Here is a 15,773-nt window from a genome sequence, read left to right as displayed (position 1 = left end):
ATCGGCATCGGTGATGTCGAGCTCGGACCGGTCCGGCGCGTGGACGGTGACGCCGTCCGGCCAGGACACGGCCCGCAGCTCGGTGCCGACCTGACCGGCACCGCCGAGGACGAGGACGTCCATCAACCGTTCAGCCCCAGGCGCTCGCCCTTGTAGCGGCCCTCGCGGATCGGGCGCCACCAGCTCTCGTTGTCGAGATACCAAGCGACGGTCTCGTCCAGCGCCTGCTCGAAGGTCTTCTGCGGCCGCCAGCCGAGTTCGGTCTCGGCCTTGGTGCAGTCGATGGCGTAGCGCCGGTCATGGCCCGGCCGGTCGGCCACGAAGCTGATCAGCTGCTCGTGCGGAGCGCTTTGGGGGCGCAGCCGGTCGAAGGCGGCGCACAGGCCCTTGACCACCGCGAGGTTGTTCCGGACCGCCCGGCCGCCGAGCAGGTAGGTCTCGCCGATGCGGCCGCGCTCCAGCACGGCGACGAGCCCCTTGGCGTGATCCTCCACGTGGATCCAGTCGCGCTCGTTCTGGCCGTCGCCGTAGACGGGAAGCTTCTTCCCTTCCAAGGCATTAAGGATCATCAGCGGGATCAGCTTTTCCGGGAAGTGGCGCGGGCCGTAATTGTTCGAGCAGTTCGTCACCAGCACCGGCAGGCCGTAAGTCTCGTGCCACGCCCGGGCGAGGTGGTCGGAGGCTGCCTTCGAGGCCGAGTAGGGCGAGCGCGGATCGTAGCGGCTCTCCTCGGTGAAGAAGCCGCCCGGCGGCAGCGAGCCGTAGACTTCGTCGGTGGACACGTGGAGGAACCGGAAGCCTTTTTTGTCCGCCTCCGGCAGGGATTCGTAGTGGACGCGGGCGCCGTCCAGCATGGTCTGCGTGCCGATCGCGTTGGTGCGCACGAAGGCGCCCGGATCCGTGATCGAGCGGTCGACATGGCTCTCGGCCGCCAGATGCATCACCGCCTGCGGCTTGAACTCGGCAAACGCCTTCTGCACGGCGGCGTGGTCGCAGATATCGGCCTCCACGAGGCGGTGCTGCGGGTTGTCGGCGAGCCCGGCCAGGGAAACCGGGTTGGCCGCGTAGGTCATCGCGTCGAGGGTGCAGACCTCGTGGCCGAGGTCGTTGACGAGGTGCAGCACCAGCGCCGAGCCGATGAAGCCGCAGCCTCCGGTCACCAGGATGCGCATGGTCGAGTACCTCTTCGGAAAGTCGGAAACGGGTTGGCCGGGCCTCACAAGACGGTCGGCCGTGACGGAATTACGGCCGATGGGCCGCGGCGCTCAGAAGACGGGACCGAGATCATCGAGTTTCGGCGCGCGGCGATCCTTGTCCGACAGGATGGCGGCCTCGCCCGAGACCGGCCACGGAATGCCGATCTCCGGATCGTCCCAGGCGAGCGCCCGGTCATGCTCGGGGCTGTAGTACGCGTCGACCTTGTAGGCGACCATCACGTCGGGGGTGAGCGTGCAGAAGCCGTGGGCGAAGCCGTGCGGGATGAAGAGCTGCGTGCCCGTCTCGGCATCGAGCGTCACGGCCACGTACTTGCCGTAGGTCGGCGAGCCGCCGCGGATGTCGACCGCCACGTCGAGGATAGCACCCTGCAGGACCCGGATGAGCTTGGCCTGCGCCTGGGGCGCGATCTGGAAGTGCAGCCCGCGGATCGTGCCCTGCGGCGCCGAGAAGGACTGGTTGTCCTGAACGAAGGTGTTGGTGATGCCGGCCCGTTCCATGGCGTCGACGCGGAACGTCTCGGAGAACCAGCCGCGCGCATCGCCCAGGCGCTTCGGCACGATGCGCTTCACGTCCGGAATCTCGGTGTCGACAACGTCCATTCCAGCGCCCTTCCCGCGGGTCCCGAGGCGCGGCGCGGCGACTGCCAGCGCGCCTGCCCGTTCCGAACCGGGCCTCCGCCTCACCGAACCCAACCTCGGTGATCGGGTTGCGACTTCCGGTCATTCGCCATCCGTGTCAAGGCGTGCGCCTGCGGTGCGGATTGCGTGGGGCCCGATGACAGGTCAGGCGGAGCGGTCCGTAGAGACGCTGCTGCGCACCCAGATTATCGATCCGGATTGCACCTGGAGTCTCGGGAGCTACGGCGCTGTCGCGGCTTTCCGCCGGAACCCCGATGAGCCGGCGCGCCGCCTCGACGACGGGCGGATCGGGCTGATGACGGATCGCGGTGCGATCGCCTTCGCGGTATCGCCGGCCCTGCGCCCGTTCGCCTACGAGACCGGCTTCACCGGCGGCTGGAGCCAAGCGGTCGCCCTCTGCCTTCCGGCCGCGGCCTGTGCAATGGGTCGGCGCGCGGTGCTGACCGAACTCGGCGCGGACGCTGCGGCGGCCCGGCCGGAGGACCGCGACGGCATCCTGTTCGATCTCGGCCTAGGCCTGGATGCGGTCGATGCCTGCGTGCGCGTGACCGATCCGGCCTTGATCGCTTGCTTGCGGGCCGTGAGCGGCCGGCCACTGTTCGATGCCGGCAATCCGGTTGTTCACGCGCTCAAGGTATCGGGCCCGCATCGCGTGTTCGTCGCCCGCCCGGGGCGGATCGAAGTCTACACGGCCATTCCGGCGCCGGACGGCGTCGGCGAGCCGGGGCCGCACTGTCACATCCTGCCACAGCTCCTTCGGCTGCGGCGGACGCATGCGGCCACCGCCCCGATCCCGCATGGCTGGGTGCCCGTCGCGGCGTTGCACCCGGCCCATCCGGTCAAGGATGCGTGCGGCCTGTCGATCCCGTTCGATGCGGCGCGACATGCGGCGTTCGAACGCCTGCTCGATGCCTGGGGCGATCCCGGCCTCGTTGCCCTGAGGCGCGCCGTCCTGTCCGGCGGAGTTCCGGATCCGGTTCTGGCGGATGGGCGGTTCGCCCGCTCGGCCATCCGGGCCGCACGGGCGCAGCGGGCGGCCATGGATGCGTGATCCTACGGGATCCCGATCATCTTGTGGGTCTGGAGCGACAGCCGCCAGCGGGCATCCCGCCGGCAATAGGCGATCGCGGCCTCCGTGCTGGCCACGCGGCCCGGTCCATCGAGGGGCTGAAGGAAGCGGTGGCGGAAGTCGAGGCCGACGTAGTCCGCCGGGTCCGCATCCGCCTGCGGATAGACCAGCTTCAATTCGTGGCCGGTGGTCTGCGCGAGCGGATTGCGCCCCTTCGGACTGACGCAGATCCAGTCGATGCCCGGGGGTGCTGCAAGGGTGCCGTTGGTCTCGATGGCGATCTCGAAGTGATGCGCGCGCACGGCCGCGATCAGCGGCGCGTCGAGCTGAAGCAGCGGCTCGCCGCCGGTGAACACCACGTACCGGTTCTCTGGACCCCCGGCCCAGGTCGCCGCGATCGCGGAGGCGAGCGCCTCAGCATCGGCGAACCGACCGCCCCCCTCACCGTCGACACCGACGAAATCGGTATCGCAGAATCGGCAGGCTGCGGCGGCGCGGTCGGCTTCGCGCCCCGACCAGAGATTGCACCCGGCGAAACGGCAGAACACGGCCGCGCGCCCCGCCTGAGCGCCCTCCCCCTGAAGGGTGTGGAAAAGTTCCTTGACCGCGTAGCTCACTGTCGTCCCAGCCGTCGTCCCGCGCGTTCGCCCGCCCGGCGTGTCGTTGCCAGATAGGCGCTGTGCGCATCGGGGACCACAGACAACCACGCCGCGCAGGGCCGCGCTCCGCTCTCGCCTTGCTCTTGCCACGGTGGGCACGTTGATGCCGTGACGCAGCGCGGCGACCGAACCTGGCCGCTCGGGTTGTGCCCTTTTACCCGGCCCGTCGGCCGGACCTGCGGTGCCGCGCGGTGCCGATCCTGGCGATCCTCTGACGAGTCGGACACACATGTCCTCTTCCCTCCTCCGGCGTTTTTCCGTCGGGTTCGCGGCGCTGACGGGTCTCCTTGGTGTGAGCCTCGCCGGGATCCGGGCCGCGGAGGCGGTCACGGTGCCGATCCTCGTGGCGGACGTGGATTCGGGGAAGGTGATCTACGCGCAGGCGCCGACCGATCCCTGGTACCCGGCCTCGATCACGAAGCTGATGACCACCTACGTCGCCCTCGACCTCGTGCGCCAGGGCAAGGTTTCGCTCGATTCGATGATCACCATCTCGGCCGCCGCGGCCGCCGAGCCGCCCTCGAAGATGGGCTTCAAGCCGGGGACGCAGCTCACCCTCGACAACGCCCTCAAGATCATCATGGTCAAGTCGGCCAACGACATCGCCTTCGCGATCGGCGAAAATCTCGGCGGCTCGGTCGACAACTTCGCTGCGCTGATGAACGAGACCGCCCAGCGGATCGGCATGCGCGACAGCCACTGGTACAACCCCAACGGCCTGCCCGATCCGCGCCAATGGACCTCGGCCCGCGACATGGCAGTGCTGGCCCGTGCGCTGATCCGCGACTTCCCGGATTCCCACGACCTGTTCTCGATCTCGGCGATCCAGTTCGGCCGCGCCGTCATGGCGAACCACAACGGCCTGCTGGGGCGCTATCCCGGCACGGACGGGATGAAGACCGGCTTCATCTGCTCAGGTGGCTTCAACGTGGTGGCCACCGCCACGCGTAATGGCCGCCGGATCGTCACGATCGTGATGGGCCAGCCGACGCCGCGCGAGCGCGACGTGAAGGCCGCCGACCTGTTTGACTACGCCTTCAGCCAGAACGCCGGCTGGACGAGCCCGACGCTCGACGCGCTGCCGGCCTCCACCCTGCCCCAGCCGCCGGACATGCGGCCGTTCGTGTGCGGCGGCAAGAAGCCTCCGGCCATCGAGGATGGCCCCGGGGCCATCAGCGCCGCCGGCTCTGCGGCGCAGCTGATCGGTGGCGCCGCGGCCAACTCGCCGGCGCTGGCGATGGCAGCCTTCTCGAATCCGGCCCTGCGCTCCCGCACCCTGCCGCTGCGGGCACCGCTGGAGCCGATCGCCGTCTGGATCGGCCGCAGCCCGGCCGAGGGCCAGCAGATCCTCGACGCCCAAGCGGCCGAGCAGAAAGCCGCGGTGGCCAACAGTCGCGCCGCCAAGCTCGAAGCCGCCAAGGCCAAGCGCGTCGCGGCTCTCGAGGCCGCCAAGGAGGCGCGTGCGGCACGGGCAGAACGCGCGAATGCTGCCAGAGAAGCCTCCAAGGAAGCCGCTAAATCCGCCCCCAAGCCTACGTCGAAGGTCGCCGCCAAGCCGGCCCACGCGCTTCCCCGTTCGGCCAGCGCCTACACCGCCGCGACAGCACCGTCGATGCCGGAGGCCAAGCCGGGCAAGGGCTTGGCCAAACCGGCTCCGAAGACCGCCGCGCACAAGCCGGCCCCCGCCAAGAAGCCGGCCAACAAGAAGGCGTCCGCGGACGAGTAAGCACATCCGGGGAGCCGCTTGGCGCGTTGCCGAAGGCGTCGGGGACCCTTACCTCGACGAGCATGTCCATCAGCCCTGCGCCCACCCCCGATCCGAGACGCCCCGAGCCGATCCCGCTCACGGTGCTCACCGGTTTCCTGGGTTCCGGCAAGACCACGCTGCTGAACCGGCTCCTGCGCGATCCGGCGCTCGCCGACACCGTGGTGATCGTCAACGAGTTCGGTGAAATCGGTCTCGATCACCTGCTGATCGAGACGGTCGACGAGGACATGATCCTGTTGGGCGCCGGCTGCTTGTGCTGCATGGTACGGGGCGACCTGATCGCAACCCTCGAAGACCTCCTGCGCAAGCGCGACAATGGGCGGATCGGGGCCTTCCGGCGCGTGGTGATCGAAACCACCGGTCTCGCCGATCCCGCGCCGATCCTGCATGCGTTGATCTATCATCCCTATCTGGTGCTCCGGTTCCGCCTCCAGGCCGTGCTGACGGTGGTGGATGCGTTGACGGGGGCCGTTACCCTCGACGCGCATCCCGAGGCGGTCCGGCAGGCGGCGATCGCCGATCGGATCGTCCTCTCCAAGACCGATCTCGCGGGAGACACCGCCGCGATCCAGGCGCGGCTTGCCGCCCTCAATCCCGTAGCGCCGATCCTCGCGCCCGATGCTCCGGCTGAGACGCTGCTCGGCGGCCTGTTCGGCCTCGACGGCAAAGGCGCCGATGTGCACGCGTGGCTGGGCGATGAGGGCTTCGCGCGCATGGCTCAGGCCGAAGCGGACGTGAACCGGCACGACGCGTCGATTCAGGCTGTCTGCCTGACCAGCGCGGCGCCCGTGCCGCGCGCCGCCTTCGAGATGTTCATGGACCTGCTCCGGTCCGGCCATGGGCCGAAGCTGTTGCGGCTCAAGGGGATCGTGGCCCTCGCCGAGGATCCCGAACGGCCCCTGGTGGTACATGGCGTCCAGCACGTCTTCCACGCGCCGATGACGTTGCCGAACTGGCCGGATCCCGATCATACATCCCGTCTGGTCCTGATCCTGAAGGATCTCGATCCGGCCTTCGTCCGACGTCTCTGGGACGCTTTCCTGGGCCGCCCGCGGATCGATGCGCCGGACGCAGCCGCCCTTACCGACAATCCCCTCGCGATCCCGGGGCCCTGACGCGCCGCAAGCGCGGCATCGGCCTTGAAACGCTCGACCCAGATGGCGCTTCAGCGGCGCCGATGCGTCCCGAAATGGGACGAAGCGTCGAGAGGCAGGACACGCGATGGCGCCACGCTTCACCGTGATACAGGGCGGCCAGTCCGGCGCACCCGGACGCGCGACCCTATTCGCAGCGGGGCTGGAACTGGACCGGGCCGCCGCGTGGCGGGTCGATCTTCATCGGCCCAGCGGCGTGGATGCGGCGTCCGTGTCGGCCTGGCGGGCGATGCTCGTCCGGAACGCGGTGACCGACCCGCTGCGCGATCCTGACCATCTGCTCCCCCTCGCCCAGCATCGGCCCGCCGGAAGCCGGGTGGCGATTGCCCTGGTCTGGGACCGCGACGCGGAGACCGGGCGGGAGGCGCTGCAGGGCGTCATGCCGTTGGCGATGCCGCATCCGATCTGGGGTGGACGGGCACGTCCCTGGCAGCCGGCCGAAGCCCAGATCACCGCCCTGGTCGGGCAAGCCGCTGCCGAAGCCGTCGACCGCGCGCTGCGGGAGCGGCTCGGAGCCCTGCGCCGTCCGGTCCGGCTTGCCGGAGCATTGGAGCCCGCTCGTGAGACGCCGCGGTTTCGCTCCGTGCTGACGTCGGACCGGTCGGCCCGGTCCCGATCGATCCCGGCGGCGAACCTCATCGGGATACGCCCCGCCGGATGGGAGACGCCGAGCTCCGAGATCCGTACGGTGACCGAGCCGCAGGCCGTGCGCGACACGGTGGAGACCTTCCTCTCGCTCGATGCACGCACCGCGCGGCATCCGATCATCGCCGATCCGGCCGAGGCGTCGCTGGTTCGCGTGGTAAGCCGCCTGTTCGGTCGCCGTGGTGCGCTGCGGGTCGAGTTCCTGCGGCGGGCCGGAGAGATCGTCGCCGGCACCCTCCACCTCGGTGCGGGTCCGGCTTCGATCCCATGGCGGCGGGCGGGGGCTTAGAGCCATGCCCGACCGCGTTGCGCACGGTACACGACAGTGACACCACCGTCGCCGAATAGGGCGCGGGTCCCCTCTCCCGTGCGGGAGAGGTCTGCTTTCGCAGAAAGCCGGGTGAGGGATGAGAACTTTCCGGAAGAGGCGCACCCTGTCAGCGCCTTGAAGGTGCGCGCGATCCTGAACCTTCTCGACCCTCACCCCAACCCTCTCCCGCACGGGAGAGGGGGCATGTCGCGCTTGCCACCCGTGTTGGCAGACGCGTGTCGTGTACCGTGCGCGTTGCGATCGCGCGCGGCTCAAAGTCCTTGTTGTGACGCGTTCTCTTGCGCCGAACCGGTGTCCACTTCGGCGCAGAGTGCTCTAAAAGGTCAATCAGCCGCGCAGGCTGGCCCTGTCCGGGCTGCAGCCGGGACGCTAGCTGCCCGGCATGGCGCGCGACACCCTCCACGGCCTCCGATCCTCACCGCGCCATGCGCTCGCCAAACCGGTTCGGCCGATCGACGCTGATGACGCCGAACGGGTCGCCGCCGTGATGACTCGGTTCTGCGAGGCCGATCCGGATCCGAAAGCCGGGTTCGACGACACCGATCCGTTCCGGCTGCTGGTGACCGTGCTGCTCTCCGCCCAGTCCACCGGCCCGACGGTCGCCCGGATCGCGGAGGCGCTGTTCAGTACCGTGCGCGATCCGGCTGGCATGCTGGCGCTGGGCGAGGCGCGCATCCTCGAGATCATCCGACCGGTCGGGCTCGGGCCCTCCAAGGCGCGCAACATCGTGAAGCTGTCGGCGGCGCTGATCTCCGAACACGGCGGCGCCGTGCCGCGGAGTTCCGTCGCGATGCGCCGCCTACCGGGCATCGGCCGCAAGAGTGCCGAGGTCACGGCCAACTTCGCCTTCCACGAGCCTGTGATTGCGGTCGACACCCATGTGTTCCGGGTCTCGAACCGCATCCCGCTCGCATCCGGCGCGACCGTGGATGCCGTCGCGGACGGCCTCGCGCGCCTCGTGCCGGAGCGGTTCAAGGACGGGGCGCATGTCTGGCTGTTCCGCCACGGACGCGACACCTGCACGGCCCGGAAGCCCGCCTGCCCGCGCTGCCCGGTTGCGGACCTCTGCCTCTGGCCCGGCAAGGAGCTATGACCGCAGCGATCTGACCGCCGCTATTCGTCCTCGCCGAACCGGTTGGCGAGCAGAGCCTCGATGGCGTCGAGGCACGTTTCGGCATCCTGGCCCACGGCCGTGACGGCGATACGCGTGCCCATGGCGGCGCCGAGGGTCAGCAGACCCATGATCGAGCGTCCGCCCACGGTCTCGCCCGCCCGGGTGACGGTGACCATCGCGTCGTAGCGCTCGACGGTCTGCACGAATTTCGCGGAGGCCCGGGCGTGCAGGCCGCGCCGGTTGATGATCGGCAGCAGGCGGAGGAAGCCCCCCTCCGGCACCGGGGGATCGTCGTCCGTCTCGAAAAGGTCGTCCATCGCCCTTGGTGTGTCCCGCCCGATCCGCGGCTGTCGGAGCCGCTTGCGCCGAACCTAAATCTTTGTCGGGGCGTGTCTATCCCGAAGGCTTACCGACCACCGCCGATGCCCGGCCTGCGTCCACCGTGTCACCACTCGTATTCCGCGCCGACACCGAGGCTGGTCCGGCCGTCGCTGCCCGCCTCGCCCTTGAGCTTGATCCGTCGGGTAACATCGAAATCGACGCCGACGGCCGTATCGGCCGGCTTGGCGCCGGCTTTCACACCGACGCTGACCCGATCCGAGATGTAGCGCGAGGCGCCGAGCGCCGGGCCGCCGCTGGCCCCTGTCGAGACGTCCAGGCTGTCGAGGCCGAGGCCCTTGCGTGCCTGCTCGAACACATCGGGACCCGAGGCACCGCCCGAGAGCTGCGCCACGGCCTGGGCGAGCTGCAGCGCCTGGAACGGCGAGAGCCCGCCTGCCGCCTTCTTGAACAGCAGGCGCGACAGGATCTCGTCCTGCGGCAGCACCGGATCGGAGGTCAGGCCGAATTGCGGCGCGTCGGCCGGTCCGGTCACCGCCACCCGGGCGGTCACGTCCCCGGCCTTGGTCTCGGCGGCAAAGTCGAGTTCCGGGGTGGTCAGGCTGCCGGCGAAGGTCAGCCGGCCGCGGCTGAAGTCGAGGCGCTGGCCGACGAGCTCGAAGCGTCCGCGCCGCATCGCGAAGGCCCCGACCGCATTGGGCGCAAGCGAGGTTCCGGTGATCCGCAAGGCGCCGCCGAGTTCGGCATCGATGCCGCGCCCGCGCACGAAGATCCGGCCCGGGGCATCGACCGCGACGTCCAGCGTTGCGTTGAAGGGCACGGCGGGCTTCTTCGACCTGCGTCCGGGCGCGGCCGCGGCCTTTCGCGCGGCCTGCTGAGCCAAGCGCGCACGCACCTCAGGCGGGGTGTTGACATGGCGCACCCCCGGCAGGGGCCGGACGGTGGCGGGAAGCCGGTCCGGCACGGCGACGTCGATCGAAGCGACATCGACCCGGCCTGAGATCCGCGGCGTCCGGGCCAGTGGGCCGGACAGGGTGAGGTCGAGGCTCGAAATGGCGGTCATCAGCGGGCTGGACACCAACTCGGCCCGCTCCGCGACGACGTGGAACTGCCCGGGGAAATCCGGCTCCAGCGCCACGCGGCCCGTCACGGAGATGCGCTCGCCGTTCCGGGTTGCCCCGGTCAGGCGCTCGACCACGAGGCTGTCGCCCCGGCCGCTGACCCGCCCTTCGATCCCGGTGAGGCGGATACCGTTGAGCGGGTCGGTGAAGCTACCGCCGGACAGCGTCGCCGTACCCTGAGCCCGGGGGGCGGCGAGCGTCCCGGTCACGCCGCCGTCGATGGCGATGGCCCCGGCGACACTCTGGCCACCGACGCTCAGCAGGGAATTGGCGAGCGCCGCATCGAGGGTGCCCCGGCCGCGCAGGTCGAGCGGGCCGCCCGCCTCGACCGGGAGCTTGCCCGCCACCGTCAGGGCCACGCCGCGTCCGGCGTTGACCCGTCCGTCCACGCTGGCCTGACCGTCCGACAGGATACCCTTCGCGCTGGCATCGATCGCCGGCAGCCCCGCCTGCCGCGTCTGCGGCGCGACGAGCTTGGAGACGGTCAGCGCATAGCGCCCCTCCGGTCGGTTGGCCGGCCCGTGCAGATCCGCCTCCCCGTCGAGGGTCCCCGAGAGGGCGAGGTCCGGCGCGGCGATCCGGGCGAGCGACAGGGGCAGCGCCCGGATCGCGACCTTCAGGTCGAGCTCGCGTCCGGCCCGGCCCGCGACCGTCACGCGTCCGCTCCCGGCCGAAATGGCGAGCCCCTCGATCACGGCGCCGCCGTCCTGGAGGGTGATGGCCGCCGGCCCGGCCAGGGCGAAGCGGTCGTTCCCGCGGGCAGCCGACAGGCGTTGGATCTCGATGCGCGTGTCGGCTGCCGGCACGATCCGCGCAGCCCCGTCGAGGCCGAAGCCGCGGGCCTTGGCGCTCAGCGTGACATCGCTGAAGGCCGGGCTGCCGTTGGCCACGAGTCGGACGGTGTCGATCTGCTGGCCGGCGGCCACGAGCCGGTCGGCATCAAGGCGCCCGTCGAGCACCGGATGCGCACGCAGATCGCGGCCCCTCAGATCGGCGTCGAGCCGGGTCAGGGTCGTACCGCCGTAGCGCAGGGCGGCCCCGGTGGCCTGGATCGATGCGTCCTGGCGACCGCCGTCGCGGGCCAGTGTCACGGCCGCATCGAGGCGCCCGGCCATGGGCTCGGGGGCGAGCGGCGCGACATCCTCCAGATTGCCCGCTCGTACCGTGAGCGACCCGGCGGAGAGCCACGTCTCGGCCGCGACCGTCACATTGCCGGCGACCGCCACCGATCCGAGAGTCAGCGCGAGCCGGTCGAGCACCCAATCGCCTCCGGCGCGGGACGCGTGGGCATCGCCGGTCAACGTCTTGCCGGCCACGTCGCCGGAGAGCCGCAGGCTGCCATCGGGCGCCAGGAGCGCATCCTTCAGAGCGGCCTCGGCCCGCAGGCCGCGGATCGGCTTGCCGTCCGCCGTGGCGGTTGGCGCGGAGAGCGTCGCCGCGAGGTCCGGATGCTCCAGGGAGCCGGTCAGCCGGGCATCGACCGCGGCGCGGCCGGTGAGACGGGCGTCGAGATCCGACAGACTTCGAAGGTCCAGTCGGCCGGTTACGTCGGCAAGCTCCGAGGTCGCCTCGCCCTGCAGGGTCGCGATGATTCCCTGTCCCTCCAACCGCAGGTGATCGAACCCGTAGCCGTCGTAGGACCGCGACACCCGCCCCTGGAGCGAGGGCGTGCGACCTAGGATGCGGTCGGCCGCCGTGAGCCCGGTCGCGAGGCCGGTGGTGGAAACCGAAAGATCGGCCGCGACGGCTTTCCGGGCCGGATCGCCGCTGAGCTTTGCCTTCGCATCGAGCGATCCGGCGAGCCCGCGACCGGCGAGGCCGGAAAAGACCGCAAGATCCGGCAGCGCGGCATCGAGCGTACCGGTCAGCGTATTCTGGCCGATCCGGCCGGTATAGCCGGCTCGGGCGGTCTCGGAATCGAGGCGGAGCGTGGTGACGTCGATCACCCCGTCCGGCCCGGCGGCCGCTCGAAGCGTGAGCTGTGCCCGGCTTCCGATAGCCCTGCGCAGGGCGGGGTCGGCGAGCCGCAGGCCCGCCAGGGTGCCATCCGCACTGATGGCGAAACGCTGCGCCGAGGGCTCGCCCTGTGGTGTCACATCCAGACGCGCTTCGACCCGATCGAGCGCGGAATCGCGGCTGCGCACGCTCGCCGCGTCGAGGATGCCGTGGATCGTCGGCGCCGCGATCGGTCCCTTGAGGCTGCCATCAAACGTCAGCTTGCCGATCTCGGCCTCGCCCGTCTTGGTCACGCTGCCTTCGGTGGGCAGGGCTCGGGCCTGGAGCGTCAGATCGGCGATCCGGTCGGCGCTCAGGGTCCCGCCGGCGGCGAGCCGGGCGGTGCGGGAGGTCAGCTCCAGCCGGTCGATCCTGAAGGCGCCGCTATCCGCGAAGGCGAGGCCGCCTGCGAGTTGCGTCGTGCCCGCGAATACGGACGCCGCCGGCCCCGGCACCAGACCTTCGATCCGCGCCGCCAGATCCAGGGCGAGCCGTCGCTCGGCGCCGATTCGCGAGATCCGGGCCCCGCCCCTCGCGTTGATCTCCGGACCGGCCGTGAAATCGAGCTTGGCCGCAAACGCGTCGAGCGTCCCCGTCCCGTCGAGATCGAAATTGATCGGCGGCGTTCCGGGCAGGTTGGCCGCCTTCGAGAGCAGGCCGCCGGCGGGCTCCACGAGATTCGCCTTCAGCTCGAGTTTGTCCCCGGTCGGCACGTAGAGCACGCTGAGCAGGAAGCGCCCGGCCGCGTCGAGGCGTTGCGCCCTTGCCTTGATCTCCAGCCCCTCGCTCGCTGCGCCCAGCCGGGCACGCCCCTCGGCGGACAGCCGGGCGGGCTGACCGGCCACCGCTTCGCCGAGGACGAGTTCCGCCAGCTTGAAGTCCTTGATCTCGACCTTCACCGGCAGATCCGGCAGCAGCTTGCCGTCTGGCTTCGCCTCCGGCGGCGTCGGGCCGGGCACCGGGCGACGCAGCATCTCGATCTGCCCGATTTCGAGACTGTCGACTTCGAGCCGGCCCGACAGCAGGGCGAGCCGGCGCCAGACGATCCGTGCCTTGTCGAGCTTGAGCCAGACACCGTCGCGGTCGCTGACGGCGACGTCGCGGATGGTGGCGTCGGACGACAATGCCCCATCGACCGCGCCGATCGCCACGCGCGACGACGGTGTGGAGAGCGCCCGGGACAGGAGCCCGCCGAGCACGGATTTGTCGCCTTCGTCGGCCCGGGTTTGCGTCGCTGCGACCGACACGAGCATCGCGAGGCAGAACAGGACGAAGCTCAGATCGCCACGTCCCATACGAAAAAGCGTTCGCCGTCGAGCTTGGGTGGGTCCGGTCAGTTCAGCCATTCAGAACGCCTGCCCCAGGCTGAGATACAGCACCGCCGGCCGCACATGGCCACCCTTGTAGGGGTCGAGCGGGAAGGCGAGATCCGCGCGGATCGGGCCGATCCCGGTGTAGTAGCGCAGGCCGATGCCGACCGACTTCCGGATCTTCTCGTCGAAATCCGGCAGCGCAGAGGCGAACGCGGTACCTGCGTCGAAGAACGGCACCACGCCGATCGTGTCGGTGACCTTGATGCGCGCTTCGAGCGAGGCTTCCAGCAGGCTGCGTCCACCGATCGGCAGGTTGAAGGGGCCGATCGGCCCGAGGGTCCGGTACGGATAGCCGCGCACGGAGCCGCCGCCACCGGCGAAGAACCGGAAGTTGTCCGGGATCTCGCCGAGCGGCGCACCGGAGACCGAGCCGAAGCCGATCCGCCCGGCGAGGATGTAGCGGGACTCGTCGTCCAGCGAATAATACGTCGAGCCCTGGGCCTTCGCGACGAGAATGCCGGGCGACGAGATCGCCCCGGGATAGGCGGCCAGCGACGCGATCGCCCGCACGCCGCGGGTGGGATCGAGGAGGCTGTCGGTGGAATCATAGGTGACCGAGGCCGGCACGCCGATCAGCCGGTAATTGACCGTTCCGAGGGCGTCCTTCGAACGGCCGGCCTGCGCGTCCAGACCGATCTGCGCCGAGAACGTGTCGGAGAACCGGTGCCGGATCGCCGCCGAGGCGCCGCCTCCATCCACGAGATAGCTCTGCTGCACCTCGCGGGTGACGAAGGCGTTGGCCAGCAGGTCGTTGCGCGAGCCCCAGAGCGCGGGCTGGACGTAGGTCGCCGAGAGGCGGCCGCCGAGACCGTTGGTGCCGATGCCGGCGATCTTGCGCTGGGTCGCGAACGGATCGTTGCCGAGCCCGAGATAGTAGATGTCGGCGTCCAGCCGGAACGTCTCGCCGCCCCCGAACAGGTTGCGGTTGGCGTAGTAGGCCCGCACCCCCGGCCCGTCGACCGTGGAGTAGCGCGCCGAGACGCCGATGAGGTTGCGTTCCCGTTCGGTGACCTCGACGAACAAGGGCAAGTTGCCGTTGGCGTCGAGCGTTGTGCCCTCGCGGACCCGCACCCCGCCGATCCCCTCGATCCGCGCCACCGACCGCCGGATCGCCGCCACCGCCTGAGGCGAATAGGGATCGCCCGGTTCGGCGTAGATGAAGGAGCGGATCGTGGCCGGGTCGATACCGGGAGCGCCGTTCAGCGCCACCGGGCCGAGACTGGCGACCGGACCCGGATCGACCGTGAAAGTCACATCCATGACGTGGGCCGCATCGTCCACGACCGGATCGCGGGCGATCACCTTGGCGAAGGGATGCCCCTGGCTCCGGAAATGGTCGACGATCCGCGCTTCGCGCGCCAGCACCGTCGCCGACCGGGCCGGGACATCGTCGTCCACGCGGGTCACCCGTGGGGGCAGCACTTCATCGGGGAAGGCCCGGCCAGCCGGGTCGCGCACCGCGATCCGGCGCAGGTGATAGAGCGGCCCGAGATCGATCGCGATCTTGATTGGGACGAGCCCGCGATTGCGCCAAGCCTCCGCGGCACTCACGGCCGCGGCGGCCGGGCCGCCGACCGGTGCGCCGTCGATCCGGATCGCGACATTGCCCTGGTAGTAGCCGTAGCCCGACAGGACATCGACCAGCTTGGCTCGGTCGGCCTCGGCCCGGCGCAGCAGACCCTCCCCGTCCGGAGGCGGTTCCTGGCGCAGGCGGTAGATGGTTGAGGTATCCTGCACGGCCTGGAGGACGTCAGACTCGTCGGTGCCGGTGATCCGGACCGTGTATGGCAGGGCGGAAAGGCTCGGCGTTGGCGGTTCGGGTTCGCTCCCGAACAGCCCGAACAAGTCGAAGGCCTGCACCGGTCCCGGTAGGGCTGCCATTAGCAGCAGCGCACCTGTACCAGCGCGAATCAGCCGCGGCAGCGCGCGACGCGTGCGAACCTCGTCTTCTTGGTTGGTTGAGCGGGAGATGCGCAAACCGCGCTCGTCAGTCCCGATGGCGGTCGGCCGTGCCGGCCGGCTGGATCGTCATCGCTGCTCCCCCCTACGCCGCCTTGTACGACGTACCCCAACTGACCTTAAGGCGACGTGCCGTTCAGGCCAACAGCTTGGCGTGCGTCGTCCCGGATCGATCGCGGCGCGTGCATCCAGGCCGCGGGTGCAGTTCGCGTGAAGCCCGCCATCGACGAGGGCTATCGGATCACCGAATATGCCAGTTGCCCGCGACCACCATTTCCGGGGCGCATTCGGCGCAGGTATGATCGCGTTGTGCCCAGGTGGCCAGGGCGCCCTCCCCTGATCGACGTAACGCGTTGCCGCACTGAGCATCGGTCACGCTTCATTCTGATG

General features: G+C 70.2%; 12 protein-coding genes. 5 read left to right on the top strand and 7 right to left on the bottom strand.

The window, feature by feature from the left end; genetic code table 11:
* The 3 genes from OXS49_RS28870 to rfbC all read right to left on the bottom strand — a co-directional run.
* A partial coding sequence (locus OXS49_RS28870) for a sugar nucleotide-binding protein (protein WP_267428115.1) occupies window positions 1-123 on the bottom strand: 123 nt, incomplete at its 3' end.
* Window positions 123-1,172: a dTDP-glucose 4,6-dehydratase gene (gene rfbB, locus OXS49_RS28865; RefSeq protein ID WP_267428113.1), complete on the bottom strand. Its 1,050-nt coding sequence runs from the start codon at window positions 1,170-1,172 to the stop codon at window positions 123-125. The genes rfbB and OXS49_RS28870, both read right to left, overlap by 1 nt.
* 93 nt (window positions 1,173-1,265) lie before the next feature.
* Window positions 1,266-1,817, bottom strand: coding sequence for a dTDP-4-dehydrorhamnose 3,5-epimerase (gene rfbC / locus OXS49_RS28860; RefSeq protein WP_244001124.1), 552 nt, complete (start codon window positions 1,815-1,817; stop codon window positions 1,266-1,268).
* Window positions 1,818-1,992: 175 nt separating this feature from the next.
* Here rfbC and OXS49_RS28855 point away from each other — a divergent pair, with 175 nt between their 5' ends.
* Window positions 1,993-2,907, top strand: a complete 915-nt coding sequence (locus tag OXS49_RS28855) for a hypothetical protein (protein WP_267428112.1) — start codon at window positions 1,993-1,995, stop codon at window positions 2,905-2,907.
* A gap of 2 nt (window positions 2,908-2,909) precedes the next feature.
* On the opposite strand, the gene queE is transcribed toward OXS49_RS28855, so the two are convergent.
* A complete protein-coding gene (gene queE / locus OXS49_RS28850; protein ID WP_244001120.1) occupies window positions 2,910-3,542 on the bottom strand; it encodes a 7-carboxy-7-deazaguanine synthase in 633 nt (210 codons plus the stop codon).
* Window positions 3,543-3,813: 271 nt separating this feature from the next.
* Between queE and OXS49_RS28845 the strand changes: the two genes are divergently transcribed.
* The 4 genes from OXS49_RS28845 to nth all read left to right on the top strand — a co-directional run bounded on the left by OXS49_RS28845 (window position 3,814) and on the right by nth (window position 8,575).
* Window positions 3,814-5,310, top strand: a complete 1,497-nt coding sequence (locus OXS49_RS28845) for a D-alanyl-D-alanine carboxypeptidase family protein (RefSeq protein WP_267428111.1) — start codon at window positions 3,814-3,816, stop codon at window positions 5,308-5,310.
* Between the two features lie 62 nt (window positions 5,311-5,372).
* Window positions 5,373-6,467 (top strand): GTP-binding protein, encoded by a 1,095-nt coding sequence (locus tag OXS49_RS28840; protein ID WP_267428110.1) that lies wholly within the window; start codon window positions 5,373-5,375, stop codon window positions 6,465-6,467.
* A 106-nt stretch (window positions 6,468-6,573) separates the two neighbouring features.
* Complete coding sequence (locus OXS49_RS28835; RefSeq protein WP_267428109.1) at window positions 6,574-7,440, top strand: GNAT family N-acetyltransferase; 867 nt, start codon at window positions 6,574-6,576, stop codon at window positions 7,438-7,440.
* 424 nt (window positions 7,441-7,864) lie between these two features.
* On the top strand, window positions 7,865-8,575 hold the full coding sequence (gene nth, locus OXS49_RS28830; RefSeq protein WP_267428108.1) for an endonuclease III: 711 nt from the start codon (window positions 7,865-7,867) through the stop codon (window positions 8,573-8,575).
* 20 nt (window positions 8,576-8,595) lie between these two features.
* Here nth and OXS49_RS28825 read toward each other — a convergent pair whose 3' ends face one another.
* The 3 genes from OXS49_RS28825 to OXS49_RS28815 all read right to left on the bottom strand — a co-directional run bounded on the left by OXS49_RS28825 (window position 8,596) and on the right by OXS49_RS28815 (window position 15,305).
* A complete protein-coding gene (locus OXS49_RS28825; RefSeq protein ID WP_267428107.1) occupies window positions 8,596-8,913 on the bottom strand; it encodes an HPr family phosphocarrier protein in 318 nt (105 codons plus the stop codon).
* 128 nt (window positions 8,914-9,041) lie between these two features.
* Entirely contained in the window at window positions 9,042-13,304 is a 4,263-nt protein-coding gene (locus tag OXS49_RS28820) for a translocation/assembly module TamB domain-containing protein (RefSeq protein WP_267428114.1), read from the bottom strand.
* 93 nt (window positions 13,305-13,397) lie between these two features.
* Window positions 13,398-15,305, bottom strand: coding sequence for a BamA/TamA family outer membrane protein (locus OXS49_RS28815; RefSeq protein WP_267428106.1), 1,908 nt, complete (start codon window positions 15,303-15,305; stop codon window positions 13,398-13,400).
* Window positions 15,306-15,773 lie beyond the last annotated feature (468 nt).

The organism is Methylobacterium sp. GC_Met_2 (assembly GCF_026540795.1).
GTDB lineage: Bacteria > Pseudomonadota > Alphaproteobacteria > Rhizobiales > Beijerinckiaceae > Methylobacterium.
The sequence above is the reverse complement of the archived record's forward strand: the minus strand, read 5'-3'. Positions and strand labels throughout refer to the sequence as shown.